The 26,063-nt window shown below is 75.0% G+C and carries 26 protein-coding genes and 1 riboswitch; of the genes, 14 read left to right on the top strand and 12 right to left on the bottom strand.

All coding sequences use genetic code 11. The annotated features are described in order from the left end of the window. Window positions 1–139: 139 nt before the first annotated feature. Window positions 140–213: riboswitch (cobalamin riboswitch) on the top strand. A 139-nt stretch (window positions 214–352) separates the two neighbouring features. The 5 genes from GBN72_RS18855 to GBN72_RS18880 are packed head-to-tail and all read left to right on the top strand — an operon-like array spanning window position 353 to window position 6,251. Next, window positions 353–1,594, top strand: a complete 1,242-nt coding sequence (locus GBN72_RS18855; protein ID WP_151773012.1) for an SCO2321 family membrane protein — start codon at window positions 353–355, stop codon at window positions 1,592–1,594. Next, window positions 1,591–2,307, top strand: coding sequence for an SCO2322 family protein (locus GBN72_RS18860; RefSeq protein WP_151773013.1), 717 nt, complete (start codon window positions 1,591–1,593; stop codon window positions 2,305–2,307). The genes GBN72_RS18855 and GBN72_RS18860 overlap by 4 nt, the downstream gene beginning before the upstream one ends. 16 nt (window positions 2,308–2,323) lie before the next feature. Further along, window positions 2,324–3,460 carry an energy-coupling factor transporter transmembrane component T gene (locus GBN72_RS18865; protein ID WP_151773014.1) on the top strand — a complete coding sequence of 379 codons (1,137 nt, stop codon included), beginning with the start codon at window positions 2,324–2,326 and terminating at the stop codon, window positions 3,458–3,460. After that, window positions 3,457–5,292 carry an ABC transporter ATP-binding protein gene (locus tag GBN72_RS34165; protein ID WP_164540723.1) on the top strand — a complete coding sequence of 612 codons (1,836 nt, stop codon included), beginning with the start codon at window positions 3,457–3,459 and terminating at the stop codon, window positions 5,290–5,292. Before GBN72_RS18865 ends, GBN72_RS34165 begins: the two co-directional genes overlap by 4 nt. Next, on the top strand, window positions 5,289–6,251 hold the full coding sequence (locus GBN72_RS18880; RefSeq protein WP_151773315.1) for an ECF transporter S component: 963 nt from the start codon (window positions 5,289–5,291) through the stop codon (window positions 6,249–6,251). The genes GBN72_RS34165 and GBN72_RS18880 overlap by 4 nt, the downstream gene beginning before the upstream one ends. A 67-nt stretch (window positions 6,252–6,318) precedes the next feature. Here GBN72_RS18880 and GBN72_RS18885 read toward each other — a convergent pair whose 3' ends face one another. Together GBN72_RS18885 and GBN72_RS18890 are read right to left on the bottom strand one after the other, a co-directional pair. Then, entirely contained in the window at window positions 6,319–7,035 is a 717-nt protein-coding gene (locus GBN72_RS18885) for an esterase/lipase family protein (protein ID WP_151773015.1), read from the bottom strand. Between the two features lie 116 nt (window positions 7,036–7,151). After that, complete coding sequence (locus tag GBN72_RS18890) at window positions 7,152–7,661, bottom strand: GNAT family N-acetyltransferase (RefSeq protein ID WP_151773016.1); 510 nt, start codon at window positions 7,659–7,661, stop codon at window positions 7,152–7,154. Between the two features lie 108 nt (window positions 7,662–7,769). Between GBN72_RS18890 and GBN72_RS18895 the strand changes: the two genes are divergently transcribed. Together GBN72_RS18895 and GBN72_RS18900 are read left to right on the top strand one after the other, a co-directional pair. Beyond that, window positions 7,770–8,471 (top strand): hypothetical protein, encoded by a 702-nt coding sequence (locus GBN72_RS18895; RefSeq protein ID WP_151773017.1) that lies wholly within the window; start codon window positions 7,770–7,772, stop codon window positions 8,469–8,471. 129 nt (window positions 8,472–8,600) lie between these two features. Beyond that, the gene (locus tag GBN72_RS18900; RefSeq protein WP_151773018.1) at window positions 8,601–9,287 is read left to right on the top strand and encodes an O-methyltransferase; all 687 of its coding nucleotides are present in this window, start codon (window positions 8,601–8,603) and stop codon (window positions 9,285–9,287) included. Window positions 9,288–9,313: 26 nt separating this feature from the next. Here the strand turns inward: GBN72_RS18900 and GBN72_RS18905 are convergent, their stop codons facing one another. Continuing rightward, window positions 9,314–9,706, bottom strand: coding sequence for an FHA domain-containing protein (locus GBN72_RS18905; protein WP_151773019.1), 393 nt, complete (start codon window positions 9,704–9,706; stop codon window positions 9,314–9,316). A 102-nt stretch (window positions 9,707–9,808) separates the two neighbouring features. Here GBN72_RS18905 and GBN72_RS18910 point away from each other — a divergent pair, with 102 nt between their 5' ends. After that, on the top strand, window positions 9,809–10,207 hold the full coding sequence (locus GBN72_RS18910; protein ID WP_151773020.1) for a DnaJ family domain-containing protein: 399 nt from the start codon (window positions 9,809–9,811) through the stop codon (window positions 10,205–10,207). A gap of 38 nt (window positions 10,208–10,245) precedes the next feature. On the opposite strand, the gene GBN72_RS18915 is transcribed toward GBN72_RS18910, so the two are convergent. From GBN72_RS18915 to GBN72_RS18925, 3 genes are all read right to left on the bottom strand, one after another. Next, a complete protein-coding gene (locus GBN72_RS18915; protein ID WP_151773021.1) occupies window positions 10,246–11,277 on the bottom strand; it encodes a hypothetical protein in 1,032 nt (343 codons plus the stop codon). A 3-nt stretch (window positions 11,278–11,280) separates the two neighbouring features. Next, entirely contained in the window at window positions 11,281–11,982 is a 702-nt protein-coding gene (locus tag GBN72_RS18920; protein ID WP_151773022.1) for a hypothetical protein, read from the bottom strand. A 142-nt stretch (window positions 11,983–12,124) separates the two neighbouring features. Then, on the bottom strand, window positions 12,125–14,371 hold the full coding sequence (locus GBN72_RS18925; RefSeq protein ID WP_281371844.1) for an MDR family MFS transporter: 2,247 nt from the start codon (window positions 14,369–14,371) through the stop codon (window positions 12,125–12,127). 159 nt (window positions 14,372–14,530) lie between these two features. On the opposite strand from GBN72_RS18925, the gene GBN72_RS18930 reads away from it, so the two are divergent. After that, entirely contained in the window at window positions 14,531–15,805 is a 1,275-nt protein-coding gene (locus GBN72_RS18930) for a peptidoglycan-binding domain-containing protein (RefSeq protein WP_151773023.1), read from the top strand. Window positions 15,806–15,931: 126 nt separating this feature from the next. Here GBN72_RS18930 and GBN72_RS18935 read toward each other — a convergent pair whose 3' ends face one another. Together GBN72_RS18935 and GBN72_RS18940 are read right to left on the bottom strand one after the other, a co-directional pair. Continuing rightward, window positions 15,932–16,603, bottom strand: coding sequence for an HAD-IA family hydrolase (locus GBN72_RS18935; protein WP_151773024.1), 672 nt, complete (start codon window positions 16,601–16,603; stop codon window positions 15,932–15,934). Between the two features lie 477 nt (window positions 16,604–17,080). Continuing rightward, window positions 17,081–17,662, bottom strand: coding sequence for a TMEM165/GDT1 family protein (locus GBN72_RS18940; RefSeq protein WP_151773025.1), 582 nt, complete (start codon window positions 17,660–17,662; stop codon window positions 17,081–17,083). Between the two features lie 393 nt (window positions 17,663–18,055). On the opposite strand from GBN72_RS18940, the gene GBN72_RS18945 reads away from it, so the two are divergent. Then, window positions 18,056–18,706, top strand: a complete 651-nt coding sequence (locus tag GBN72_RS18945; RefSeq protein WP_151773026.1) for an HNH endonuclease family protein — start codon at window positions 18,056–18,058, stop codon at window positions 18,704–18,706. Between the two features lie 541 nt (window positions 18,707–19,247). Then, a complete protein-coding gene (locus tag GBN72_RS18950; protein ID WP_151773317.1) occupies window positions 19,248–19,799 on the top strand; it encodes a DoxX family protein in 552 nt (183 codons plus the stop codon). On the opposite strand, the gene GBN72_RS18955 is transcribed toward GBN72_RS18950, so the two are convergent. Then, on the bottom strand, window positions 19,765–20,346 hold the full coding sequence (locus tag GBN72_RS18955) for a superoxide dismutase family protein (protein ID WP_151773027.1): 582 nt from the start codon (window positions 20,344–20,346) through the stop codon (window positions 19,765–19,767). The genes GBN72_RS18950 and GBN72_RS18955 overlap by 35 nt on opposite strands. A gap of 245 nt (window positions 20,347–20,591) precedes the next feature. Here GBN72_RS18955 and GBN72_RS18960 point away from each other — a divergent pair, with 245 nt between their 5' ends. Continuing rightward, window positions 20,592–21,248: a DedA family protein gene (locus GBN72_RS18960; RefSeq protein WP_151773028.1), complete on the top strand. Its 657-nt coding sequence runs from the start codon at window positions 20,592–20,594 to the stop codon at window positions 21,246–21,248. A 175-nt stretch (window positions 21,249–21,423) separates the two neighbouring features. Here the strand turns inward: GBN72_RS18960 and GBN72_RS18965 are convergent, their stop codons facing one another. Continuing rightward, complete coding sequence (locus tag GBN72_RS18965; protein WP_176604108.1) at window positions 21,424–21,798, bottom strand: hypothetical protein; 375 nt, start codon at window positions 21,796–21,798, stop codon at window positions 21,424–21,426. A 567-nt stretch (window positions 21,799–22,365) separates the two neighbouring features. Further along, window positions 22,366–22,599, bottom strand: coding sequence for a DUF2277 domain-containing protein (locus GBN72_RS18970; RefSeq protein ID WP_151773030.1), 234 nt, complete (start codon window positions 22,597–22,599; stop codon window positions 22,366–22,368). A gap of 114 nt (window positions 22,600–22,713) precedes the next feature. On the opposite strand from GBN72_RS18970, the gene GBN72_RS18975 reads away from it, so the two are divergent. After that, window positions 22,714–23,073: a DUF8825 domain-containing protein gene (locus tag GBN72_RS18975; protein ID WP_151773031.1), complete on the top strand. Its 360-nt coding sequence runs from the start codon at window positions 22,714–22,716 to the stop codon at window positions 23,071–23,073. Here the strand turns inward: GBN72_RS18975 and GBN72_RS18980 are convergent. Beyond that, complete coding sequence (locus GBN72_RS18980; RefSeq protein ID WP_151773032.1) at window positions 23,057–23,974, bottom strand: SDR family oxidoreductase; 918 nt, start codon at window positions 23,972–23,974, stop codon at window positions 23,057–23,059. The two genes, GBN72_RS18975 and GBN72_RS18980, sit on opposite strands and share 17 nt — an antisense overlap. Before the next feature lie 277 nt (window positions 23,975–24,251). On the opposite strand from GBN72_RS18980, the gene GBN72_RS18985 reads away from it, so the two are divergent. Next, a complete protein-coding gene (locus GBN72_RS18985; protein WP_246212635.1) occupies window positions 24,252–26,036 on the top strand; it encodes a carboxylesterase/lipase family protein in 1,785 nt (594 codons plus the stop codon). The last annotated feature ends 27 nt before the right edge of the window (window positions 26,037–26,063 follow it).

Raw genomic sequence — 26,063 nt, forward strand, 5'->3', positions numbered from 1 at the left:
TATGTGCCCCCGTTGCCGCCGCGTCCGCCGCCCGGCCGTGGACGGGCGGCCGAGGCGGTCCCGGCCGCCGCGGTACCGCGCCCCCTCCGGCGTCCGGGCGTGCCGGTAGAGTGGCCCGGTCGTCATCACACCCGTTCGGGGGGAAGCCGGTGCAAATCCGGCGCTGACCCGCAACCGTGAGCCGCCGTCCACCGGTGGCGAGCCGGAATGCCCCGGGCGAACGTGACCGGCTCATGGCCACCGGCTCCCGCCGGGGGCCGGCACCGTCGAGGTATACGGAGCCGAGCCGCCGGGCCCGCACTGTGCGCCCGTCGCCGCCTGGCTCCCCACAGGGAGAGGCACCCCGCCAACCATGAACGTTCGCCGCGCCGCAGCGGTCCTCGCCGCTGCCGCCGTACTCGGCGCCGGATCCGCCCCGGCCGCCCTCGCGGACGACGCGACGCCCGCCGCGTCGCCGTCCGCGCCCCCGGAGATACCCGCCGGCCTCCACGGCGCCGCCGACCCCACCTACGACGGCGTCTGGCGCCAGTCGCTGGCCCTGCTGGCCCAGGACACCGCCGGGGTGACGCCCTCCGGACAGGCCGTGCGGTGGCTGACCGGGCAGCAGTGCGCGGACGGCTCGTTCGCCGCGTTCCGCCCCGACCCGGCGAAGGACTGCGACGCCGGCACCATGGTGGACAGCAACAGCACCGCCGCCGCCGTGCAGGCGCTGGCCGCGCTCGGCGGGCACGACGCGGCCGTCGGCAAGGCCGTCGACTGGCTGGTCTCCGTGCAGAACAAGGACGGCGGCTGGGGCTACAGCCCCGGCACCCCCTCCGACGCCAACTCGACGTCCGTGGTGATCGGCGCGCTGGCCGCCGCGGGCGAGAAGCCGGCCGAGACGGTGAAGGGCGGGAAGTCGCCGCTCGACGCGCTGCTGACCTTCGCCCTGCCCTGCGAGGGCGAGGACGCGGGCGCGTTCGCCTACCAGCCCGACAAGTCGGGCGAGCTGCTCGCCAACGCGGACGCCACCGCCGCGGCCGTGCTGGGCTCCCTGGGCGCCGGTCTCGGCGGCAAGGACGCCGAGGCGGCCGGTTCCCCGGCGGAGTGCGGCACGGCGGACACCCCCGGGCAGGCCGCCCAGAACGGCGCCGCCTACCTGGCCGGCCCGCTGCAGAAGGACGGTCACCTGACCTCCGCGCTGCCCGGCGCCGACCCGAGGCCCGACCTCGGCAACACCGCCGACGCCGTGATCGCGCTGGCCTCCGCCGGCCACGCCGACCAGGCGCGGAAGGCCTTCGGCCACCTCCGTGACAACGGCCTCGCCTGGGCGGAGCAGACCGGCCCGGCCGCCTACGCCCAGCTGGTCCTGGCCGCCGAGGCGCTGGGGACCGACCCGCGCGACTTCGGCGGCGAGGACCTGGTGAAGCTGCTGAACTCAACCGGCCCGGCCCCGGAGGCGGACGCGGCGCACGGAGACGACGCCGCCGAGGGCGGCGAGGAGAAGGCCGACGGGTCCGGGATCTCCCCCGCCGTGTGGTGGGCCGGCGGCGGCGTGCTGGCGCTGATCGTGGTCGTCGCGGTCCTGCTGACCGTCCGGAAGCGCCGGCCGTGAGGGGTCCGCGCGCGTTCACGTCGGCCGTCCTGGCGCTGCTGACCGTGTCCCTGCTGCTGCAGGGCGCGGGCTCGGCCGGGGCGGCCGGGTACCGCTACTGGTCGTACTGGGAGCTCGACGGGCGGACGTGGGTGTACGCCACCCAGGGCCCGGCGTCGCTGCGCCCGGAGGACGGCGCCGTGCACGGCTTCCGGTTCTCGGTGAGCGAGAACTCCGCCGACTCCGCCACCCCGCGGACCGCGGAGCCGTTCGCGGAGATCTGCGACGGCACCCCGGAGCGGGACGGCCGCAAGCGGATCGCGCTCGTCGTCGACTTCGGCACCGCCGGGGACGCGCCGGAGGGCGAGACCCCGCCGGAGGGCCGCACGTTCTGCGCGAGCGTCGCCGAGGACGCCTCCGCGGCGGACGCGCTCGCCGCCGTGGCCGCCCCGCTGCGCTACGACAGCGGGGCGCTGCTGTGCGCCATCGAGGGCTATCCGCGCGCCGGCTGCGGCGAGCAGGTGTCCGCCGCGGACCCGTCCGGCGGCGGCGCCTCGGACGGCGGTTCCTCCGGCGGTGACGCGGGCGGCGACGCTGCGGGTGCGGACGCCGCCGGGAAGGGCTCCGCCGACGCCTCGTCGTCGGGCCCCTCCCTCGGCGTGTGGGCGGGCGCGGGCGCGGTGCTGCTGCTGGGCGGCGCCGCCGTCCTCCAGGCGCGGCGACGCCGGGGATGACGGGACGGCGACCAGGATGACCGTGACCACGCCGGCCGTGACCGCCGGCCGGGACGCCGCCAGGGCGCGCGCCTCGGCGCTGCACCCCGGCGCCTGGTGGGTGTGGGCGCTGGCGCTGGGCGTCGCCGCGTCGCGTACCCGCAACCCGCTGCTGCTGGCGCTGCTGATCGGCGTCAGCGCCTACGTGGTCATGGCCTGCCGTACGAACGCGCCCTGGGCGCGTTCGTACGGCGCCTTCGTCAAGCTGGGCCTGCTGGTGCTGGGGATCCGGCTGGTCTTCTCGCTGGTGTTCGGCACCGCGATCCCCGGCACGCTGCTGCTGTTCCGCCTCCCGGAGGTGCCGCTGCCGGACTGGGCGCGGGGCATCCGCCTGGGCGGCCCGGTGTACCTCGAGGAAGTGCTGTTCTCCCTCTACGACGGCCTGCGCCTGGCCACCCTGCTGGTCTGCGTGGGCGCGGCGAACGCGCTGGCCAACCCGTCGCGGCTGCTGAAGGCGCTGCCGGCCGCGCTGTACGAGGTGGGCGTGGCCGTCGTCGTCGCGATGACCTTCGCGCCCCACCTGATCGCCGACGTGCTGCGGCTGCGCGCGGCCCGGCGGCTGCGCGGGCGGCCGGACCGGGGGGTGCGCGGGCTGCTCCAGGTGGGGCTGCCGGTGCTGGAGGGCGCGCTGGACCGTTCGGTGGCGCTGGCCGCCGCGATGGACGCGCGCGGCTACGGCCGCACCGCCGCCGTCCCCGCCGCCGTGCGGCGCACCACGGCGGCTCTCACGCTGGGCGGGCTGCTCGGCATCGCGGCCGGCTCCTACGGTCTGCTGAGCGCGGTCGGCGGGGTGTACGGGCTGCCGCTGCTGCTGGCCGGGATCGTGGCCGCGCTGGCCGGGATGTGGCTGGGCGGCCGGCGGACCCCACGCACCCGCTACCGGCCCGAGCGGTGGGGGGTCCGCGCCTGGCTGGTGGCCGGCTCCGGTGTCGCGGTGGCCGTGCTGACGGTCGTCGCCGCGGCGTACGACCCGGCGGCGCTGGACCCGCCGGTGACCCCGCCGGCCGCCCCCGTGCTGCCGCTGTGGCCCGCCGCGGCGATGCTGCTCGGGCTGCTGCCGGCCTTCCTCGCCCCCCACGTCCCCGAACCGACCGGCAAGGACCGACGACCGTGATCCGCTTCGAACAGGTCTCCGTGACGTACGACGGCACGGCCGAACCCGCCGTGCGGGGGCTCGACTTCGAGATCCCCGAGGGCGAACTCGCCCTGCTGGTAGGCCCGTCGGGCGTCGGCAAGTCGACGGTGCTGGGCGCGGTGAACGGGTTGGTGCCGCACTTCACCGGTGGCACCCTGCGCGGCCGGGTGACGGTGGCGGGCCGTGACACCCGCACCCACAAGCCGCGTGAACTGGCCGACGTGGTGGGCACGGTGGGCCAGGACCCGACCGCGCACTTCGTCACCGACACGGTGGAGGACGAACTCGCCTACGGCATGGAGTCGCTGGGCCTCGCCCCGGACGTGATGCGCCGCCGCGTCGAGGAGACGCTGGACCTGCTGGGCCTGGCCGACCTGCGGGAGCGGCCCATCGCCACGCTCTCCGGCGGGCAGCGCCAGCGGGTCGCCATCGGGTCCGTGCTCACCCCGCACCCCCGGGTGCTGGTGCTGGACGAGCCGACCTCCGCGCTGGACCCGGCGGCCGCGGAGGAGGTCCTGTCGGTGCTCCAGCGGCTGGTGCACGACCTGGGCACCACGGTGCTGATGGCCGAGCACCGGCTGGAGCGTGTCGTGCACTACGCGGATCGGGTGCTGCTGCTGCCGGGCCCCGGCGAGACGCCGGTCGTGGGCGCCCCGGCGGAGGTGATGGTCTCCTCCCCCGTGTTCCCGCCGGTCGTCGAGCTGGGCCGCCTGGCCGGCTGGTCCCCGCTTCCGCTGACCGTCCGCGACGCCCGCCGCCGCGCCGGCACGCTGCGGGAACGGCTCACCGGCGCCGACGACACGCCGGCCCCGGCCCCGGCCCCGGCCGCCGCCCTGACCGTCCCGGCGCTGCGCGCCCCCGCGGCGGAGCGCCGCCGCTGGTGGCCCGGCCGCCGCCGCGCCTCGGCCGCCGCGACCGGAGGCGCCGGGGCCGGGGGCGAGGGCGGGAGCACCGAGGCCGCCGGCGCCGGGGCCGGGAGCGGGATCGCCGAGGCCGCCGGAGTCACGACGGCCGTTGGGTCCACGGGGACCGCAGGGGCCGCGGCGGCCGGTTCGGCGCCCGCGCCCGCCGTGGTGGACCGGCTGGTGGTGCGCCGGGGCCCGGTCGAGGCACTGCGGTCGGTGTCGCTCACCGTCTCGCCCGGCGAGACCGTCGCCCTGATGGGCCGCAACGGCGCGGGCAAGTCCACCCTGCTGTCCGCGCTGGTCGGCCTGGTGGAGCCCGCCTCCGGCTCGGTGCTCGCCTGCGGCGCCGTCCCGCACCGCACCCGGCCGCGCGACCTGGTCCGCCGGGTCGGGCTGGTCCCGCAGGAGCCCCGCGACCTGCTGTACGCGGAGACGGTGGCCGCCGAGTGCGCCGCCGCCGACCGCGACGCGGGGGCCGGGCCCGGCACCTGCCGCGCCCTGGTGACGGAGCTGCTGCCCGGCATCGCGGACTCCACCCATCCCCGCGACCTCTCCGAGGGCCAGCGCCTCACCCTCGCCCTGGCGGTGGTGCTGACCGCGCGCCCGCCGCTGCTGCTGCTCGACGAGCCGACCCGCGGCCTGGACTACGCGGCCAAGACGCGCCTGGTCGGCCACCTGCGCCGGCTGGCCGAGGAGGGTCACGCCGTCGTCCTCGCCACCCACGACGTGGAACTGGCGGCCGAGCTGACCCACCGGGTGGTGATGCTCGCCGACGGCGAGGTGGTCGCCGACGGCCCGACCGCCGAGGTGGTGCTGGCGCTGCCCGCCTACGCGCCGCAGGTGACCAAGGTGCTCGCCCCGCAGCGCTGGCTGACCGTGCGGCAGGTCCGGGAGGCCCTGGCATGACCCCGACCCCCGCGCCCCCGTCCGGGGCCCGCGCCGTCCGGCTCGGCGCCCGCTCCACGCTGACGCTGCTGCTGGTCGGCGTGGTCGGCCTGGCGGGCTTCGTGTGGCCGCTGCTGGCGCCGCCGGAGTCCTCGGTGGCCGCCCACCAGGAGGACGCTCCCTGGCTGTTCGCCGGGCTGCTGCTGCTCCTGGTCGCGGTCACCGCGGCCACCATCGCCGAGTCCGGGCTCGGGGCCAAGGCCGTCGCCATGCTGGGCGTGCTCGCCGCGGCGGGCGCCGCGCTGCGGCCGATCGGGGCGGGCACGGCGGGACTGGAGCCGACGTTCTTCCTGATGGTGCTCGCCGGCCGCGTCCTCGGCCCGGGCTTCGGCTTCGTCCTGGGCTCGGTGACCCTGTTCGCGTCCGCCCTGCTGACCGGCGGGGTGGGCCCCTGGCTGCCCTTCCAGATGCTTGCCCTGGGCTGGTTCACCCTGGGCGCGGGACTCCTCCCCCGCCGCCCCGCCGGCCGTGCGGAGATCTGGATGCTCGCCGGGTACGGGTTCGTGGCGGCCTTCGGTTACGGAACCCTGATGAACCTCCAGGGGTGGCCCTTCCTGACCGGTTCGATCGCCTCGGCCATCGCCCCCGACCCCGGCGCGCCCCTCGCGGACAACCTGGCCCGTTTCGTCGCCTACTGCCTGACCACGTCCATGGGCTGGGACCTCGGCCGCGCCCTGCTCACCACGGTCCTCACCCTGTCCGTCGGCCCGGCCGTCCTGCGCGCCCTGCGCCGGGCCACCCGGCAGGCGGCGTTCGAGGCCCCGGTCTCCTTCGAGGCCCCGGTCTCCTTCGAGGCCCCGGTCTCCTTCGAGGCTCCGGCCCCGTCCGGGACCCCGGCGCCACCCGGGACCTCGGCACCGTCCGGCACCTCGGCCGCTCCGGCACCGCCCGGAAACCCGGCACCGCCCGGGAAGCCCTGACCCCCGCGCACCGGCAGGGCCCGGCCCCCTCGACCGGGGAGCCGGGCCCTTCGCGTGCCGCCGCGCGTCAGGCGACGAAGTCCGCGATGTCGCCGAGCACGCCCGTGTCGGCGAGGAACCCGATGTGCGTGGTGCACAGCACCGCGTTGTTGTCGGCGCCGTCCAGCCGGGTGCTGGTGTAGGGAAGGATGATCCCGTCGCAGGCCGAGTACCAGGTGGCGTACTCGGTGGTGCCCGGCGTCTCGTCGCCCGAGGTGATCTGGGAGATGAACGAGGAGCCGGGGTACATCTGCTGGCAGGTCACGTAGACCAGACAGGCCCCGGCGTAGGTGGTGCCGTGGTTGGCGCCGGCGATCGAGGCCAGGTGGCTGACGTTGCTGTGGCCGCCGAGCACCTTCAGGTAGTACTGGCTGACCAGGCCCCCCATCGAGTGGTTGACGATGGCGACCTTGCTCGCGCCGGTCCGCGACTTGACGTTCTGGACGAACGACGCGAGGCCCTGGGCGTTCTGGACGTTGTTCCCGTACGAGTTGTACTCGTAGGCGAACAGCCGGTCGGCGGACCAGCCCTTGGCGCGGAAGACCGACATGGCGGTGGTCCAGTTGGACGCGCTGCCGGTGTAGCCGTGCACGAAGACCACCGGGGTGCTGGTGCTCATCGGCGCGGCCTCGGCCGCCGTGCCCGCCGTGCTCGCGGGGGTCGCCGCGGTGGCGGGGCCGGAGACGGTGAGGGCGATGGCGCAGGCGGCGAGGACGCCGAGAAGACGGCGCAGGGGGCGACGCATGGGTTCCTCCGAGGGTGAGGCGGGGGGCGGACGCCGTCAGGGTCCCGTCGCCCGCCGGGCGCCCGCATCGGCGAAACGACCGGTGCCCGCGGGAGCCCCTGCCCCGGCCGTCGGCCTCACAGGTCCTTGGCGAACCAGTGCTCGGCGTACACGCCGTCGTTGTGCGGGGGTGTCTCCCGGTACCCGAGGCGCGCGTACAGCGCCCTGGCCTCGACCAGATCGCTCCGGGTGTCCAGGATCATCCGCCGGGCGCCGAGCTCCCGCGCCGCCTCCTCGGCCGCCGCGACCAGCAGCGCGGCGCCGCCCCTGCCCCGGTGGGCGGGCAGCAGGAACACCCGGGTGAGTTCGGCGGCCCCGTCCCCCGCGAGGCGCACCCCCGCCGTCCCGGCCGGCGCGCCGTCGTACCGTGCGACCAGCAGCGCGCCGCCGGGCGGCCGCAGTCCGTGCCCGCTCCCGGCGGCGGCGATCTCCCGCTCCAGTTCCTCCGGGTCGGTCCGCCGCCCTTCGTGGAGCAGGTACCAGCGGTCGCTGACCTCGGTGTAGTACTCCCGCCACAGCGCCACGGCGTCGGCGGAGGTCACCTCCTCGGGCGCGACCGACCATGCGGCGGCGGGGCGAAGCGTCATGCCGGGGATTCTCACCGCGCGGCACCGGCCCGCCAAACCGTTTTCCTCCTGTAACAGTCGGGTCCGTTCGGGCCCCCGGACCGCCGGCCGCTTCGTAGCATTCCGGTCATGCGACGAATTCCCCGTGTTTTCCTGGGTGTTGCCGCCGCCGCGCTGCTGGTCGCCGGCTGTGGACCCGACGACGGGGCGGCCACCGGCCCCGGTCCGGAGGGCGGCGCGGGCTCCGCCTCCGGCGCCGCGCCAAAGTCCTCGGCGGCGAAGGCCGCTCCGCTGGCCGTGGCCGTCACCGGCCCTCAGAAGGGGGTCGCCGAGAGCGGCGCGGACATGGAGGAGCCCCCCGGAAAGCCGGACGGCGGGGCGGACTTCACCACCCAGGTCGAGTACGCGCTCCAGGGGGACCTGCTGAGCGACGCCAGGGTGGCGGGCAGGACCACCGCGGTCTGCCCCCACGGCGTCACCCGGGAGGCGAAGGCGACCAGCGCGTGCACGGTGACGTACGAGGGGGTCGAGATCCCCTACACCGTCACCATCGGCGAGACCTACGAGCCGGACGACATCCTCACCCCGTACCGCGCCGAGCCGCGGAAGCGGCTGCTGGTCGCCCGGCGCGTCCACCACGAGTTCTGGGAGCGGTTCGGCGGCGACGCCGGCACCGAGCTGTCCTGCGACGAGATCCCCGTCGCCGCCGCGGTCGACGGGTCCGCGCCCACCGGGTACACCTGCCAGACCGTCCGGGACGGCGGCGCCGCCACCCGGTACACGGTGGCCGCGGATTCCGACGGACCCCTGTTCGACCGCGTCCAGGACTGACCGGCACGGCGGCGGCGCGTGCTCACGGTGACGGACACGGGCGGCGGGCCGGGGTCATAATCCCCGGGGAAGGGGACCCGCGGGTTCCCTCCGCCCCGTCCGGCCGGCCCCAGGGAAAGGACCAGTCCGATGAGCGAACCCTCAGGCGGGAATCCCGCGGTCTGGAACGACGTCGACGACTATCTGTCCGCCCTGCTCGCCCCGGAGGACGAGGCGCTGACGGCGGCCCTGCGCGACGCGGAGGAGGCTGGCCTGCCGCCGATCGGCGTGTCGGCGACCGCGGGCAAGCTGCTGCGCCTGCTGGCCGAGACGCGGGGCGCCCGGAACATCCTGGAGATCGGCACGCTGGCCGGGTACAGCACCATCTGGCTGGCCCGCGCCCTGCCCGCGGACGGCCGCCTGGTCACTCTGGAGTACGAGGAGCGGCACGCCGCGATCGCCCGCCGCAACCTCGCCCGGGCGGGGCTGGACCGGATCGTGGAGGTGCGGGTGGGCCCGGCGCTGGAGTCGCTGCCGAAGCTGGCCGACGAGCACCCGCCCCCCTTCGACCTGGTGTTCATCGACGCCGACAAGGCCAACAACGCGCACTACGTGGAGTGGGCGCTGCGGCTGACTTCGGCGGGCAGCCTGATCGTCGTGGACAACGTGGTGCGCGGCGGCCGGGTCACCGACGCCGGCAGCGACGCCCCGGACGTCCGCGGCACCCGTGCCGCGCTGGAACTGATCGCCTCGCACCCGAGGCTCGCCGGCACCGCGCTGCAGACGGTGGGGGTCAAGGGGCACGACGGGTTCGCGCTGGCACGGGTGCTGGCGTAACGGCGCCCCGCCGGCCCCGGGGGGGGTCAGGCCTCGTGGTAGAAGCCCACGTTGACGCTGCGGGGCGAGGTGCGGTCCTGGACGACGATCTCGCCGGAGCCGCCGGGCGGCAGGGTGACCGTGCCGCCGTAGGCCAGCGGGTGGGTGGCGCCGCCCATCAGGATGCGGACCTCGGAGGAGGGGTCCGGCTGGGAGCCGCGCAGCCAGGTCAGGTGCCAGACGCCGTCCGAGCCGTACTGGAACTCCAGGTGGACCCGGGAGACGAACAGCCAGTCCGACGGCGTGCCGAGCCGGCACACCGCCTTGTCGCGGCCGACCCGCAGCACCGAGCCGGGGGCGCTGGGCGCGTCGGCCATCTGCATGCCGGCCGTGGCGCCCTCGTCCGTGCCGGAGACGGCGGCCATGGTCAGTTCGAGCACTGCGCTCAGCTCCTCGTGGTGCGTACCGGGCGGACCGGTGCCGATGATAGATCGGCCTGATGCCGCTCGTCCGCCGGACCTCCGGTCCGGGACAATGGACGCATGACCGAACGGAAGCCTCCGGGCGTGCGCTTCGAGTCCTGGGTGGACCGCCAGATCCGTGAGGCGGAGGCCCGGGGCGAGTTCGCCGATCTGCCGGGCGCGGGCAAGCCCCTGCCGGACCTCGGCGCCGCGCACGACGACCTGTGGTGGGTGAAGCGCAAGATGGCCCGCGAGGGCCTGTCCGTGCTGCCTCCGGCGCTTGCCCTGCGCAAAGAGGCCGAGGACGCCCACGAGGCGGCACTGGCCGCCCCGACGGAACGGGCCGCGCGCAAGATCCTCGAGGACGTGAACGTCAAGATCCGCGACATGATGTACAAGCCGCCGCCGGGCCCGCCGCTGGGCCGCAAGCCCTTCGACGTGGAGGGCGTGCTGGCCGAGCGGCGGGCCCGGCGGGACTGAGCTTCTCCGTTCCTCTGTTCCGGAACTCTCTGGGCGTGTCAGAGCCGCAGCAGCCGCTCGGTGAGCTCGCGGTAGTCGCGCAGGATCAGCCGGAGCTGCTCGGTGTCGGCGGACGGGTCGGCGGTCTCGTCGCCGAGGGACTGCCAGGCGGTGCGCAGCGTGCGGCGCCGGGCGGTCAGGCAGGAGCTGAGGCGTTCGGACACCTCGTCCAGGATCTTCTCGGCCTCGGCCACCGAACCGCGGGGCTCGTCGACGAAGCCGCCCATGGCGTGGTGCAGGCGCTGGGCCTGCTTCTCGGTGTCCTCGTGCGGCAGCAGCCGGTGCAGCGTCTCGCCGGGGCCGTCGTCGGCGTGGCGGGCGCCGGTGTGGTGCGTCCCGGTGCCGTGGGTGCCGGTGCCGTGGGTGCCGGTGCCGTGGGTGCCGGTGCCGTTGGTGCCGGTGCCGTAGGTGTCGCGGCCGTGGGTGCCGTGGTCGTCCCCCGTGCCGGTGACGCCTCCGAACGGGCCGCCTGTCACGTTGCCCACGCCGGTCGTGCTCTGCGTGGCCTGCGGGCCGGGCGTGGCCCGCGGGCTGTGCGCGCCCGTGTCCTCCGGTGCGCCGGCGGCACCGTCGTACGGCGTGGAGTGCGCGGGGACGCCGTCGTGGGCGCCGCCGCCCTGGAGGCCCGTGCCCTGCGTGCCGGAGGTGCCGTGGCCGTCCGCGGAGCCGTGGGTGTCCTGGAACACCTGGCCGTCCCGGATCCCCTGGCCGGCGGACCGGTCGCGCTGGTCCTGGAGGTCGTGGCTGTCCGCGCCCGGCGGGACGCCGGGGTCGCTCAGCGGGCGGACCGGGGTGACGGCGGCGTCCGGCGAACCGCCGGGGCCCCACCCTCCGGTGCCCGTGCCGTCGTCGGTGTGCCCGACCGGCGCGTGGTCCGCGTGCCCCACGTGTCCGACGTGGTCCGGGTGACCGGTGTGGTCCGTGTGTCCGGTGTGGTCCGGGTGGCCCGTGTGGCCGGTGCGGTCCGTTCCCCGGTCGGTGGTGTGGTCGGTCAGGCGGTCCTTGATGCGGTCTGTCATGCGGTCGCTCATGCGTCAGCTCCCCTTCGCGTGGTTCCGGGTGAGGGCGCCCGGCAGGTGGGACCGGGTCAGGTCGCCGGTGGCGCCGTGGCCGCCGTGCCGCTCGCCGTGCCCGCGGGCGTCGTGGGCGCCCTGCGTGGCGGGGCCCGTGCGGTGGGTGCGGTTCTCGTGGATCAGTGCGTCGAAGAGCGCGCGGCCCTCCACCAAGGCCTCGCGCAGTTCCTCGGTGGCCGAGCTGCTCTCCGCGGCCCCTCCGGCGGCGGCCAGCGCCGCACGGTGGATCCGCCGGTAGCCGTTCACGTGGTGCGGGTGGTGGACGGAGAGCGCGGAGACCTGCTCCTCGTACTCGTTGCCGGCCGGGAAGCCCCGGGACGCGGCGAGTTCGGCGAGGAGGCGGTCGGCCTCGGCCACCGACTCCCGCGGCGACTCGACGAAACGCTCCTGGGCGGCCGCCCAGCTCGTCTCGTACCGCTGCCGCTCGGCGGGCTCCAGCGGTCGCGTGCTCAGCCGGCCGTGGCGCTCGACCCGGGCGGAGAGTTCCCGCTCGGCGGCACCGGTGTCACCGTCGTACCGGGCGACGGTTCGTTCGTACTCCGGCCCGAAGCGCTTGCGCAGGTTGCGGCCGCCGTTGGCGCCTCGGGACTTGGCGATGAAGGCCGCGATCAGGACGACGGCGGCCACGATGACGATCAGAGCGATGATCACGCCTTGGGACATGGAAGCCTTCCGGGTTCGCTCCCGGCCCGCTCTCGTCGCGGACCGCTTCGTCCCGTTCGTCTTGCCTCGGCCGCATCGCTCAAACGGCGCATTCACGGCAGGGGAGGCGGGACGCACCGCCTCCGGAGCGCCCGCACGCCTCTCAGGCGGCCCGCCAGTACCGGTGGGAGGTGGAACCGCCGGCCTGCCGGGGCCGCTCGGCGTCCGAACCGGACAGTTCGTCGTTCAGCTCCTTGACCAGCTGGATCAGGTCGCGGGGCCGGTCGGGGCCCCACCAGTCGCCGAGCAGTTCGCCGAGCGATTCGTCACGCGCCTGGGAGAGCCGTTCGGCGACCTCGTGGCCGGCGGGGGTGAGTTCCAGGTCCAGCCCGCGACGCACCGCGAGCCCCCGCTCCTCCACCTGACGTCCCGCCTCCATGATCTTTTCCAGCGGCACCCTGCTGTACTCGGCCAGCACCGCCGGCTCGGTCCAGCCGTACCGGCGGGTCCGCAGCAGCAGCCAGCCGGCCGCGGGCAGCAGGTCGTAACCGGCCCGTTCGGTGATCCGCCGGTAGACCTCGCGCCGCCCCTCCCGGCTGGCGAGCACCGAGAGCGCCCGCGCCGCCTCGTCGTGCGAGGAGCGCTCCACGGGGTTGCTGGCCAATGTCTGCGTGCCGTCCGGGGTGGTCACCGATCCGCGCAGGGTGTCCTCGCGCAGCGCCAGGGCGAGCAGGAAGGCCAGGGCGGCCACGGGGGCGGCGTAGAGGAACACGTCGGTGATGGCGTCGGAGTACGCGCCCAGGGCGCGGGCCCGCAGGGCGGCGGGCAGCGCGGTGATGACGCGGGAGTCGGACTGCAGGCCGTCCACCGTCACCCCGGGCGGCAGCCGGACGCCGCTGAAGGCGTCGGCCAGCTTGTCGCCCAGGCGCCCCGCGAAGACCGTGCCGAAGACCGCCACGCCGAACGAGGCGCCGATGGAGCGGAAGAAGGTGGCGCCGGAGGTGGCGACGCCGAGGTCCTGGTAGGAGACCGCGTTCTGCACGATCAGCACCAGCACCTGGATGACCAGCCCGAGGCCGGTTCCGAAGACGAAGAAGTACACGCCCATCACCCAGGTGGGACTGGTCGCGTCCAGCTGGTGCAGCAGCACCAGGCCGATCGCGGTGATCAGGGTGCCAGCGACCGGGAACACCTTCCACCGCCCGGTGCGGCTGACCACCTGCCCGGAGGCCGTGGAGGCGAGCAGCAGACCCGCCACCATGGGCAGCATGTACACGCCCGACATGGTCGGCGAGACGCCGTGCACCACCTGAAGGAAGGTCGGCAGGTAGGTCATCGCGCCGAACATCGCGAAGCCGACGATGAAACTGATCACGGCGGTGAGGCTGAAGGTGCGGACGGCGAACAGCTTCATCGGCAGCACCGGCTCGGCGGCACGCCGCTCGACCGCCACGAACGCCACCGCCAGCACCACTCCGAGCACCGCCAGGGACACGACCTGCCAGGACCCCCAGGCCCAGGTGGTGCCGCCGAGCGAGGTCACCAGGACCAGGCAGGTGGCGACCGAGGCGATCAGCAGGGTTCCCAGGTAGTCGATGCGGTGCTTCTCGCGCCGGCGCGGGATGTGCATCACGGCGGCGATCACGGCCAGCGCGACGACACCCAGCGGCAGGTTCACGTAGAAGACCCAGCGCCAGCTCAGGTGCTGGGTGAACAGTCCGCCGAGCAGCGGGCCGAGCACGCTGGTGGCACCGAAGACGGCGCCGAACAGGCCCTGGTAGCGGCCCCGGTCGCGGGGCGGCACCAGGTCACCGACGATCGCCATCGTCAGCACCATCAGCCCGCCGCCGCCCAGGCCCTGGAGGGCCCGGAAGGCGATCAGCTGCGGCATGTTCTGCGCCATGCCGCAGAGCGCCGAGCCGATCAGGAAGATCACGATGGCGGTCTCGAAGAGCCGCTTGCGCCCGTACTGGTCGCCGAGCTTGCCCCAGAGCGGGGTGGCCGCGGTGGCGGCGAGCATGTAGGCGGTGACCACCCAGGACAGGTGCTCCAGGCCGCCGAGTTCGCTGACGATGGTGGGCAGCGCGGTCGAGACGATGGTCTGGTCGAGGGCGGCCAGCAGCATCCCCAGCAGCAGCGCGCCGATCGAGACCAGCACGTTGGGTGCCACGTGGGTGGGTTCGTCGGCCACGCCGCCCCGGGCGCCGGGACCGTGACCGCCGTGCCCGCCGTGCCCTCCGTGGCCGCCGTGGCCGCCGCCGTGCGGGGTTCGGGCGTCCGCCGGCCGGGCCTGGGTGCGCGCCGTGGCGTGGGCGGCGGCCGGGGCCTGCTGCCCGTGCGGTGGTCCGGCGCCCGCGCGCGGCCCCGGGGAACGGACGCCGTCCGTCCGGCCCTGTGCGTCGTCGGCCATGGGTCCTCCCGGCTCTCGACCTACACCTTCCATCGTTGCCGGAGTGACCCGTTATGGCCTGTTGAGTCCTCCGTGGCGGCCGTCAATCGGGGTGCCCCGTACGCGACGAGACCGAAAATCTGCATAATCACGGGGGATTCAAGGGGAGGGACCCGACGCGTGAACGAGAACCAGGGGAACGAGTGCCCCGGGTGCGGTGCGCCGCGCCAGGTGGACCACACCCCGTCGTGCGCCTGCGCACTGCTGGCCGCCGACGCGCTGCGTGACGCGCGCGAGCGGGAGGCCGCCGAGGCGGAGGACTTCGACCCGCTGCGGGTCCGGCCCTACGTGGGGCTGGCCGCTCCCGGGGACGCGGCGGGGGCCGGCGGGCAGCAGCCCCGGGTGATCGTGGGCGAGGTCGTCGCCGCGCGGGACGCGGAGGTGGCCCTCGCGGGCCCGCTGCCCCCCGAGCAGCCGGCGCCCGCGGCGCGGCACGCGCACCACGGGAACGGGTCGCCGGACGTCCGGGACGGCGCGGCGGGCGCGCACGGTGCGGACGGCCGGCACGGTGCGGACGGCCGGCACGGTGCGCATGGTGCGGACGGCTCGAGCGGCGCACCGTACGCGCACGGCGCGGCGTTCGCGGACCGGGCGCCCGGCGCGTTCGCCGGGGCGTACGCCTCCGGGGCCGAGGACGGCGGCGGGGCCGGTGGCCCCGTGGACGGCGTCGTGGACGGCGTCGAGGACACCGAGAGCCCTGGCGCCCCGGACGCCGGGTCGCGCGGGGCGCACCGCCGCCGCCGGACGCCCAAGCGCCGGGCCGCGCTGGTGACCGCCGGGTCGGTGGTCGGCGTGGGAGCGGTGATCGCGGGCGTGACCAGCGGACTGTTCGCGTACCAGACGCCGTCCCGGACGACCTCGATGCCGCAGCGGGCGAGCATCCCGGACGTGGACCCGGAGGTCGCCGCCAACGCCTCGACGAAGTCGTCGGCCGCCTCCTCCGCACCGTCGGAGAAGTCCGCGTCCCCGACGCCGAGCGCCTCGGCCGCCGCCTCCGCGTCGGCGTCCGCCGAGGCGTCGCGCACCGCGGCCCCTGAGCCGGAACGTTCCAGCACCTCGGCCGCCCAGCCTCCGGGCGGCGACGAGAGCGGCACCGGCCTGGCCGGCGGTTCCCTGGGCCCGGGGGCCACCGGTCCCGAGGTGGCGGAGCTCCAGCGCCGCCTGGCGGAGCTGTGGCTCTACAGCGGCGCCGCGGACGGCCGGTACGACGACCAGGTCCGCAACGGCGTCAGCGCCTTCCAGTACATCAACGGCATCGACGAGGACGAGTACGGCACCTACGGCCCGGCGACCCGGGCCGTCCTGGAGAACATCACCACCGGTGACGGAGAGCCCGGCGGCGATCGCGACGACCGGCGGGACGGGCAGGGCGACGGCCGGCACGGCCGGCGCTGACGCGTTGACCGGGCCCGGCCGGCGGGCGGAGAAGGCCGGACCCGGTTGCACAGGGCGCGGGACCCGCGGGTCGCGCGCCGTGGACGGACGGCGGCCGCACCCGGCGGCCGTCCGGTGTGGCGGGGCTCAGTCCCGCCGGGCCCGCACCAGCACCGAGCCGTCGGCGCCGGGTTCCACCCGGATCTGACGCAGGTCGCTCACCACCACGTCCGGTGCGTGCGCGTGGGCCCGCAGGCCCACACCGACCACCCGCATCCCGGCGGCCTTGCCGGCGGTGATCCCGGCCTCGGAGTCCTCGAACACGAGACAGTCCTCCGGGGCGATCCCCAGCTCGGCGGCCGCCTTCAGGAAGCCCTCCGGGTCCGGCTTGGAGTGGGCGACGTCCTCCGCGGTGACCCGCGTCTCCGGCACCGCCAGCCCGGCGGCGGCCATCCGCGCCGTGCACAGCTTCACGTCCGCGGAAGTGACCAGGGCGTGCGGGACCCCGCGCAGCGAGGCCAGGAACTCGGGCGCGCCGGGCACGGGCACCACGCCCTCGGTGTCGGCGGTCTCCTCCGCCAGCAACCACGCGTTGTCGGCGTGGTTCTCCGCCACGGGGCGGTCGGGCAGCAGCAGCGCCATCGTGGAGTGGCCCTGGCGGCCGTGGGCCACCTTGACCACGTGGTCGCCGTCGAGCCCCTGGGACGCGGCCCAGCGACGCCAGACGCGCTCCACGGCGGCATCGGAGTTGACGAGGGTTCCGTCCATGTCGAGCAACAGGGCGCGGACGGAGAATTCGACGGCGGCACCCATGGCCATACGGCACGGCTCCAGACGCAAGAGAAAGCAGACCAAGGTGGCCCCGCCCGCCGGTCAGGGGGTGACGAGCGGGAACCACTTTGTTCCTCAACGATACAAAACCCTTCGGCCTGCCGCCACCCGGGGGTCCACGATGTGGACACACAGCCATCCGAGGCGCGGCCCGCCGGGGCGCCACGGGGCGGTGGCGACTCCGCAGAGGCGGCCGGGACCGGGTCGCCGGGGCAGGGCCCGGGCTGGAACCGGGGCCGGGCCGAGCCGGGGCCGATCCCGGGCTGGGCCGGGGCCGATCCCGGGCCGAGCCGGGGCCGGCACTGGGGCCGGACCTGGGGCCGGGCCACGGCCGCCGACGGCACCGGGCGACACCCTCCGGCACCGTCGACACCATCGAGACCGGCCGACACCGGTCGGCACCGGCCGACAGCTATCGACACCGGTCGATTGGACGACACCCGGCCTCGGACGGCGCCCGACGCGTCAGCCGGCGATCGCCTCCCACAGGCTCCACAGGCCCAGCCCCGTCATCAGCACCGCAGCGATCTTGGTGATCAGCTCCAGCGGCACCTTCTTCATCAGCGCCTTGCCGCCCACGATGCCGAGTCCGGCCACCGCCCACAGCGCCAGCACGGCCCCGAGCCCCACCGACAGCGGGTCGTCGTACCGGGCGGCCAGGTTGGCCGTCATGATCTGCGTCAGGTCGCCGAACTCGGCGACCAGGATGAGCATGAAGCCGGCCCCCGAGACCTTCCAGAAGGACTGGTTCTCCGGCTTGCGGATCTCCTCCTCGTCCTCGCCCTTCTTCATCAGCAGCACCGCCGCACCGCCGAGGAAGAGCACACCGGTGATCGCGTGCACGATCTGCTGCGGCAGCAGCGTCAGCACGCTGCCCGCCGCGACGGCGAGCACCACGTGGACCAGGAAGGCCGCCGCGACCCCGGCGAAGACGTAGGAGGCGCGGTAGCGGGTCCCCAGCACCAGGCCGGCCAGCGCGGTCTTGTCGGGGAGCTCGGCGAGAAAGACGACGCCGAAGACGAGCGCCGTCACACCAATGCTGATCACATTTCCTCAATCGGTCGGGCCACCCCACCGAGAGATTGCGCGTCTGCGAACACCTCGGCACGGCAGCACACACGGATGTACACGGGTATGCACTGCTTGCCGAAGGTCTCGCCGGCCGTCCGGTTCACACCGGTACACGGCCTCCGGGCGCCGGCTCAGCGAGCTGAGCAGTATGTCGACGGTCCCGGCGTAGGGCTACTCCCCTTCCGCTTCCCCCATCGTACGTGAACCTCCGGTGCGAACATCCGGGCGAACCCGTCGCAACCTCCCGCGGCCTCTTGTCGTGGCATGTACGCGTCGCTAACTTCTCACCGGCTGCTCACTCGCCGGCAACGTCACGCGACGAGCATGCCGTCCGTCCGCGTTTCGCCTCCCACCATCGAGGGACCTCGCATGCCCAAGTTCTACGCGCGTCACGCCCGCCGGTTCGGCATAGTCTCGGCGCTGGCCGGGATCGTCGCCTCGCTGGGCCTCTTCGCCGCCCCGAGCGCGTCCGCCGCCCTCCCCACTCCGGTCAGCGCCGCCACCGCCCGCAGCTACCTCGCCACCCTGCCGGTCCAGACCGAGGTCCGCACCGGCTACAACCGCGACCTGTTCCCGCACTGGATCACCATCAGCGGCGCCTGCAACACCCGCGAGACCGTCCTCAAGCGCGACGGCTCGGGCGTCGTCACCGACTCGGCCTGCGCCGCCACCAGCGGCAGCTGGTACTCGCCCTTCGACGGCGCCACCTGGTCCGCCGCCTCGGACGTGGACATCGACCACCTGGTGCCGCTGGCCGAGGCCTGGGACTCCGGCGCCCGCAACTGGACCACCGCACAGCGCCAGGCCTTCGCCAACGACCTCACCCGGCCGCAGCTCCTGGCCGTCACCGACAACGTGAACCAGACGAAGGGCGACCAGGACCCCGGCACCTGGATGCCGTCCCGCACCGCTTACCGCTGCACTTACGTGCGTGCCTGGGTGCAGGTGAAGTACTACTACGGCCTCTCGGTGGACTCCGCCGAGAAGAGCGCCCTCACCAGCTACCTGTCGAGCTGCTGAACCGCCGAGCCGTATAGCAGCCGAGCCGTACAGCAGCCGAGCCGTTCGGCCGCCGCGTCCGCGGCGCTGGGCGCGGAGCCGGTCGGCGCGTCCTCCTCCGCCCGAGGTTGACGCGCCGCACCGTCTCCCGTCCGGCCCCGGCATCCCGGTCGTGGCCCCGCCGTCACTCTCCACGGTGACCTGGCGGGGCACGGCCGGGCCGGGGCTCCCGGGCCCGATCACACTGACCTCGATCGGACCCTCCCGAGGAGCCCCCATGCACCGACCCCCGCACGACACGCCGCCCGAGCCAGGCACCGAACCGCCCCTCGTACCGGGCCCCGAGGCAGGCCCCGGTACGTCCACCGAGGCGGGCCCCTGCGCCGCCCCGGGGGCGGCCGCCAAGTCGCCCCCCGAGGCCGGCCGCGGCTCGACTCCGGAGACACCCACCGAGGCGTCCGCCGAGGCGGTAGCACCGCCGGACGCCGCGGCCGCCCCGACGACCACCCCCGCGATCCCCACGACCGCCGCGGCACCCACGACCGCCGCGACCGCCCCGCCGATGGCCTCCGGAGAGCCGCCACCGCCGCACCCTCTGGCGCTCGCGGCCGACCAGGGCGTCGCGGCCGCCCACCGCCACGTCCTCGCCCTCTTCCGCGTCGTGACGGGGCTCCTCTTCGCCTGCCACGGAGCCGCCTCCCTCCTCGGCGCTCTGGGCGGCGCCCATGGCACCGGCGGGACCGTCCCGGCCGGTACCTGGCCCGGCTGGTACGCCGCCCTCATCCAGTTCGCCGGAGGCACCCTCGTCCTCCTCGGGCTCGGCACCCGCACCGCCGCCCTGATCTGCTCCGGCTCGATGGCCTACGCCTACTTCACCGTGCATCAGGCGCGTGACCTGTGGCCGCTGCAGAACGGCGGCGAACCGGCCGCCCTCTTCTGCTGGTCGTTCCTCCTCCTCGCCGTCACCGGTCCGGGCGCCCTCTCCCTGGGCGCCCTTCTCGCCCCTTCCTCCCGGCACCGACGGTCCGTCCGCCCCGGCCGGCCCCGTCGACCCGGCCGGCCCCGTCGGCCGGTTGCGCTCAGCGGGCCGTCGTCCACCCGAACGGAACCGTGAAGCAGCCGACCCGCGCGCCGGAGGAACCCGGCTCGTCGTGGATCACCACGGAAGCCGCCCCGCTCTTGCGGAAGCCCCAGTCGTGGTGGGCGGTCGCCTTCCCGGAGCCCTTCCGGTCGGCCGTGAAGTCCAGCCAGACCTCGTTGCGCGGGTTAACCGCCGCCGGATCGGTGGACGGCTTGTGCTGGTAGTGCCCGCCCGCCGCGGCCGGGTCGGCGGTGCACGGCTTCGTGTGCACGTGGACGCCGTACTCGTGGCCCGCCTTCAGCCCTTTCACCCGGAGCGTCACCGTGGTCGCGCCACCGGGAGCCGTCCGCTGACCGACCTGCACCCAGGAGCCGGCCGGCACCAGTTTCTTGTCGTAGGTGTACGCCGTGGTCGCCGACTTCTTCTTCGCGAACACACCGTCAGTCCTCATGGAGTAGCCGGGACCCTTGTCCTTCCCCTTCCCGTGTCCGCCGTCCTCGCCCGTCGCGGCGGCGACCCCGCCCGCCCCCAGCACGGCCATCGCCACGACACCCGCGCACACGCCTGCCCGAACAGCCATTTCCACCGCTCCTCACTGAGAGATCCCTCGTGGGATGTGCCCTTCCGTTGGTACGGGAGGCGGCCGCGCCTCGCTCGTCCCCACCGGCATATGGAGGAACGCGACTTCACGGACATACGTGCCCCCCTGGGACGCCAATCACCTGATCGGCGTACTCTTGCCAGTTGTCCGTCATTGGCCGCTCCTGCCGCTCCCTGCGACGCCGCGGCCCGGTCACAGCCGGGATAGAAGTCCAGGAGAGAACCGTGTGGGAGAGCGTCGGAGCGCTGGCCGCCAGCCCGTGGATCTACGGACTGATCGCGACCTCGATCCTCCTCGACGTGTTCCTGCCCGTGCTGCCGAGCGGCGTGCTCGTGGCGGCCGCCGCCACCGCCGCCGCCGCGGGCACGGGAGCCGCCGCGGCGGGTGCCGACACGGTGACCGGCACCGCCTCCGCGGCGGACATGTGGGATCTGATCATCCTCACGATCTGCGCCGCGACCGCCTCGGTCCTCGGCGACCTGGCCGCCTTCCGGGTGGGCCTGCGCGGCGGCCCGCGGCTGCACCAGATCATGGCCCGCTCCCGCCGCCTGCGCACCGCCGAGGCGCGACTGGGGGCGGCTCTGGCACACGGCGGCGGCGCGCTTTTCCTGGTCGCCCGGTTCGCCCCGGCCGGACGTTCCGTGGTCAGCCTGGGCGCGGGCGTGGCCCGGCGCCGGGTGCGGGAGTTCCTGCCCTGGTCGGTGCTGGCCGGGATCACCTGGGCCGGTTACAGCGTGGCCCTGGGCTACTTCGGCGGCCAGTGGCTGGGTACGAGCTGGCTCACCACGGCCGTCTCGGTACTCGCCCTGTTCCTCGCCGGCACGGCCGCCGCCCTCCTCCTCCGCCGCCCGGCGGGGGACACGGGCGGCGCCACCGTCTGAGGACGGAGCCCCCAGCACCCCGGTTCATGCCGCCGACGGAGCCCCGGCCCGCCCCCTTTTTCACCCGAGGGCCGGCGGCCTGCGGCGTCGCACCCACCGGGCACGCCGGCGCCAACGCACCGCCCCCGCCGGCAGAGCCGACGGGGGCGGGCATTCATGAGGTCAGCGGACGGGGTCAGCGGCGTCCGTGGTGACGGCCGTGGTCACGGTCACGGCGGTCGCAGCGGTCGTACCGGTCGTACCTGTCGTAACGGTCGTAACGGTCGTGCCGCCCGTGGTGACGGCCGTGGTCACGGTCGCGTCGGTCCCGACGGTCACAGCGGTCGTGCCGGTCGTGCCGGTTGCGACAGCGGTCGTACCGCCCGTGGTGGCGGCCGTGGTCCCGGTACCTGTGGCAGTTCCGGTCCGCGCCGACGCTCTGCGAGGCCGAGACCGAGGTCGAGGCCGAGGCCGCCGATGCGGCCGGTGCGGCCGACGCGGTGCCCGCGGCCATGCTCGCGACGAGCGCGAAGGCGGCGATGGTGGTGGCGGTGATGTGGCGGATACCCATGATCCCCTCCATGTGACGGTCCGTGACGCACGTGCCCCCCAGGCCGCGAAGCCTGGAGGGATACGTTTCCGCGCCCCTTGTCCCGACTGTTCTACTCGCCCCTTAGGTCCGGTTGCCGCGGTACACGAAGAGCGTCCCTCATTCGGCCCAGCGCACGCGTTCCGGCCCCGGCGCGGAAGGCGCGCGGGAAGCCGGGGAACACGCCAACGAGAGGGAAAAGGCACGGTCGCGCCGCGCGGGCGGGCCGCCGCCGTCGTCACGCTCGGTGGCCACACCTCCATGACCCCGACGCCTCGCGGGCGCGAGGATCAGCCCCACCCACGCCGCACCACCGCACGGCCGCCCACCCACCCAGTCACACGGCCGCCCACTCACAGGACCGCCGACCCGGCACCGCAACGCACCGCAACCCAACCCGACGCACCGCAACGCAACGCAACGCAACGCACACGAGCGTGAGCACGGCCCCCGCGGCAGCCACGCACGCCGGCCACCACCTCCGCGCCGGGGCCGCCGGCCCGCCCGGCGTGCGGTCACGCGCGGACGCGCGGACGACCCGCGACCGCCTCAGGCCGTCGCGGCCGGAGCCTTGCTCCCCCTCACCTCCAGACCGGCGAGCAACCCCGCCGTCGCCTCCGCGACGGCGTCCACCGCCGCGTCGAACACCTCGCGGTTGTGCGCCGCGGGCGCCCGGAACCCGGAGACCTTCCGCACGTACTGCAGCGCGGCGGCCCTGATCTCTTCCTCCGTGGCCTCGCCCGGCAGCGCGGGCGGACGGAGCGTCTTGATGCTGCGACACATACGTCCAGTGTGGCTCTCCCCCGGTCAACCGGAGCGAGTTTCCCGGACACCCGTTCGAGCGAAATCACTAGATCGAACTCGCCTCTCTAATTCGAACAGGCGTACCATTGCCGCGTGGCCAAGACCTACGACTTTCCGAGCGACCTGCTCGACGGTCAGACGGAGTTGCATCAGGTCAGGGCCGAGCTCTCGGCCCTCCTGAAGCGTCTTCCCTGGTCCGTCGACCCCCACGACGGCTTCGACGACGACAACGGCTGGCGCAAGGTCGAGCGCCCCGCCTCCCCCGGCTGGACGCCGGACGAACAGGCCTATGTGGAGAAGCTGCGCCGCCGCGAGCACGAGCTGGCGGTGTTCGTGACCACCCACCCGTTCTGGACGCGCCTGCAGGGCCCCGACACCGTCGAGGCCCGCTCGGGGGTCAAGCACGCCAAGGAGCCGCCCGCCGCCACCGCTCCCGTCACCGGTAACCCGTGACGTCCGCCTCCCGTCCGGCGTCCTGGACCTCCACGATGTACCGCCAGGCGTCGGGCCGGCTGCCGTCCCGGTCGGTGAACCCGTACTCCTTGGCCAGCCCGCCGCTCGACAGGGACCGCCCGTTCCAACGGCCCACCTCGGGGTCCGCGGCCAGCGCGGCCACGGCGCGCCCCACGAAGTACGGCGTCTCCGAGATCGCGAAGTGCGGCTCCTTGCCCAGGGCGTCGCGCCAGTTCTCCTCGGTGACCTCGAAGTGGTCCAGCATGATCTCCGACCGCATCCACCCCGGAGTGAGCGCCACCGCGGTCGCCCCACGCGGCCCCAGCTCGTGGGAGAGGGCGAAGGCCATCCGCAGCACGGACGCCTTGGCGAGGTCGTAGAAGAACGAGACCCGGTAGTTGGCCGCGTTGTACTCCTCCGTGCCGTCGGTCATCTCGACGACCAGCCCGCCGGGGTGGCGCAGCAGCAGCGGAAGCGCGTGGTGGCTGGTGACGGCATGGGTCTCCACCGCGAGACGGAGAAGCCGCAGCCCCTTGTCGAGGTCGTGCTCCCAGACGGGGCTCTCCCACGAGAAGAGGTGCTCGCCGCCCCAGATGTCGTTGACCAGCACGTCCAGCCGGCCCTGCTCGGCGTCGATCCGTTCGACGAGGCCGCGGACCTGTTCCGGTACCAGGTGGTCGGTGGGCACGGCGATCCCCCGGCCGCCCGCCTCGGTCACCAGTTCCGCCGTCTCCTCGATCGTCTCCGGCCGCCCGTACTCGGACTCCGCCGCACGGGTCGTCCGCCCGGTAACGTAGACCGTCGCGCCCGCCGCCCCGAGCTCCACCGCGATCCCGCGCCCGGCTCCCCGGGTGGCCCCCGCGACCAGTGCGACCTTGCCGTCCAGTGCCGCTGCCGTCATACCTGACTCCTTCCGCCACGCCCACCGTGGACCACCTCATAGGTAGCAGCCACGCCCCGCCCAGGCCCGTCCTTTTCCCGTCGGGCGGCGGTCCCGTCGCCTCGGGGGACGGGCACCGCGGAGGGCGCCGGCCTCGGTGCACGGCGGCCGAAGGGCCGACGTCCCGGATGCGATCACCCGCCCCCTCGGGTCCACTCTTGCTGTGGCCGGTGACCGACTCCCGCCGCCGGACGTTCCGGGTCCGCCGGCCGGCCACCCGGCCTCAGGAGGCGGACGCGTGGGTCGCTGGAGGATACGCGGGGCCGCGTCGGCCTCGACCGCGGTGGCGCTGGCGGTACTGCTGCTCGACGCGCCGACCGGCACCGCGTCGGCGGTTCGGCCACCCTCCGCGTGGCCGCCCGCGGGCGCGATGCTCACGCCCGGCCCGCCCGCGGGCGGAACGAGCCCGTCCGGCGGCGGCACGGACGCGCTGGTGGTCCGCACCGACACCGGGCTGGTCCGCGGCACCCGGTCGGGCGGCCACCGGCTCTTCCGGGGGATCCCCTACGCCGCCCCGCCCAAGGGCGAGGGGCGTTGGGCACCGCCCCGTCCGGCGCGGCCCTGGCAGGGGGTGCGGGACGCCACCCGCCCCGGTCCGCTGTGCCCTCAGGTGCCGTCCGCGTACACGGACACGGCCAGCACCGAGGAGGACTGCCTGGTCCTCGACGTCACCACCCCGCCGGACCGGCCGGGGCGCCACCGTGCGGCCCGGCCGGAGCCACGCGGTGCGAACCGGCCGGAGCCACGCGGTGCGGACCGTCACGGCGCCCCGGTGCTGGTGTGGATCCACGGGGACGGCTCGGTCGGCGGCGGCTCCCTCTTCGACGGGCGGAGACTGGCCGCGCGAGGGCTGGTGGTGGTCACCGTCAACTACCGCCTCGGGGTGTTCGGCGGCCTCGCCCTGCCCGGGCTGGAGGGCTCCGGCACGTTCGGTCTCCTGGACCAGCAGGCCGCGCTGCGATGGGTACGGCGCAACGCGGCGGCGTTCGGGGGCGATCCCGGCAACGTCACCGTCGCGGGTGTCTCCTTCGGCGCGTCGGCCATCTCGGGACACCTGACCTCGCCGGGTGCGCGGGGGCTCTTCCACCGCGCCGTCATGGCGAGCGGCGAGGGCCTGATGGACATGCCCGCCGGGGCGATGGGTGAGGGAGTACCGGCCTACCCCTGGTACGTCTGGCGCACCCGGCGCGAGGTCGAGGAGATCACCGCCGAGATGACCGCGCCCCTGGGCTGCGCGGAGGGCGGCACGGAGCGCGTCCTGGACTGCCTGCGCGGCCTGCCCGTGCGCCGCGTCCTGGAGGTGCCGCAGATCATGAACGCCTTCCAGGTGTTCGCGTACGGCACCCCCGCCCTGCCCGAACTGCCGCCCGACGCGCTGCGGGCGGGCCGGTTCCTCCACGTCCCGGTCCTGTCCGGCGCCACCCGCGACGAGCACCGCCTGTTCGCCGGCCTCTTCCACGACGCCGTGGGCAACCCCCTGACCCCGGACGGCTACCACCGGGCGCTGCGCACCGCCTTCGGTGAGGACGCCGCCGCCCGGGTCGCGGCGCGGTACCCGGTGTCCGCCTTCCCCTCGCCCTCACTGGCCTGGGCCCAGGTGTTCACCGACCGGATGTGGGCCCGGGGCACCGACGCCCAGCACCGGGTTCTGGGCCGCCGGGTGCCGCTGTACGCGTACGAGTTCGCGGACCGGGACGCCCCCATGTTCCTGCCGCTGCCCGGCGGTTTCGACTTCGGCGCCTTCCACGCGGGCGACACGCCCTACCTCTTCGAGGACGAGGCGGCGGAGCCCCTGTTCAGCCCGGCCCAGCGCCGCCTGTCCTCCACCATGGCCGCGTACTGGGCGACCTTCGCCCGCACCGGCGCCCCCGGCGGCCCGGGCCTGCCGCAGTGGCCCCGCCACCGGCCGGACGACCACCGCCCCTGGACCCAGTCGCTGGCACCCGACCGGATCGGCCCCGTCGACCACCGCTCCGAGCACCGCCTCGGCTTCTGGGAGGAACTGGCACCCCCGCACCGATGATCGGCGTTGATGAGCGGGCCGGCAGGA

Origin of the sequence: Streptomyces abyssomicinicus (assembly GCF_008974245.1) — a bacterium.
Lineage (GTDB): Bacteria > Actinomycetota > Actinomycetes > Streptomycetales > Streptomycetaceae > Streptomyces > Streptomyces abyssomicinicus.

Bases quoted from the DNA above. Each gene is read 5' to 3' on its own strand.
- GBN72_RS18970 (WP_151773030.1), bottom strand. From the start codon at position 22,599: ATGTGTCGCAGCATCAAGACGCTCCGTCCGCCCGCGCTGCCGGGCGAG.
- GBN72_RS18910 (WP_151773020.1), top strand. From the start codon at position 9,809: ATGACCGAACGGAAGCCTCCGGGCGTGCGCTTCGAGTCCTGGGTGGAC.
- GBN72_RS18890 (WP_151773016.1), bottom strand. From the start codon at position 7,661: ATGACGCTTCGCCCCGCCGCCGCATGGTCGGTCGCGCCCGAGGAGGTG.
- GBN72_RS18950 (WP_151773317.1), top strand. From the start codon at position 19,248: ATGGCCTCCGGAGAGCCGCCACCGCCGCACCCTCTGGCGCTCGCGGCC.
- GBN72_RS18865 (WP_151773014.1), top strand. From the start codon at position 2,324: ATGACCGTGACCACGCCGGCCGTGACCGCCGGCCGGGACGCCGCCAGG.
- GBN72_RS18915 (WP_151773021.1), bottom strand. From the start codon at position 11,277: ATGAGCGACCGCATGACAGACCGCATCAAGGACCGCCTGACCGACCAC.
- GBN72_RS18855 (WP_151773012.1), top strand. From the start codon at position 353: ATGAACGTTCGCCGCGCCGCAGCGGTCCTCGCCGCTGCCGCCGTACTC.
- GBN72_RS18895 (WP_151773017.1), top strand. From the start codon at position 7,770: ATGCGACGAATTCCCCGTGTTTTCCTGGGTGTTGCCGCCGCCGCGCTG.
- GBN72_RS18885 (WP_151773015.1), bottom strand. From the start codon at position 7,035: ATGCGTCGCCCCCTGCGCCGTCTTCTCGGCGTCCTCGCCGCCTGCGCC.
- GBN72_RS18980 (WP_151773032.1), bottom strand. From the start codon at position 23,974: ATGACGGCAGCGGCACTGGACGGCAAGGTCGCACTGGTCGCGGGGGCC.
- GBN72_RS18920 (WP_151773022.1), bottom strand. From the start codon at position 11,982: ATGTCCCAAGGCGTGATCATCGCTCTGATCGTCATCGTGGCCGCCGTC.
- GBN72_RS18900 (WP_151773018.1), top strand. From the start codon at position 8,601: ATGAGCGAACCCTCAGGCGGGAATCCCGCGGTCTGGAACGACGTCGAC.
- GBN72_RS18965 (WP_176604108.1), bottom strand. From the start codon at position 21,798: ATGGGTATCCGCCACATCACCGCCACCACCATCGCCGCCTTCGCGCTC.
- GBN72_RS18925 (WP_281371844.1), bottom strand. From the start codon at position 14,371: ATGGCCGACGACGCACAGGGCCGGACGGACGGCGTCCGTTCCCCGGGG.
- GBN72_RS18880 (WP_151773315.1), top strand. From the start codon at position 5,289: ATGACCCCGACCCCCGCGCCCCCGTCCGGGGCCCGCGCCGTCCGGCTC.
- GBN72_RS18935 (WP_151773024.1), bottom strand. From the start codon at position 16,603: ATGGCCATGGGTGCCGCCGTCGAATTCTCCGTCCGCGCCCTGTTGCTC.
- GBN72_RS18955 (WP_151773027.1), bottom strand. From the start codon at position 20,346: ATGGCTGTTCGGGCAGGCGTGTGCGCGGGTGTCGTGGCGATGGCCGTG.
- GBN72_RS18945 (WP_151773026.1), top strand. From the start codon at position 18,056: ATGCCCAAGTTCTACGCGCGTCACGCCCGCCGGTTCGGCATAGTCTCG.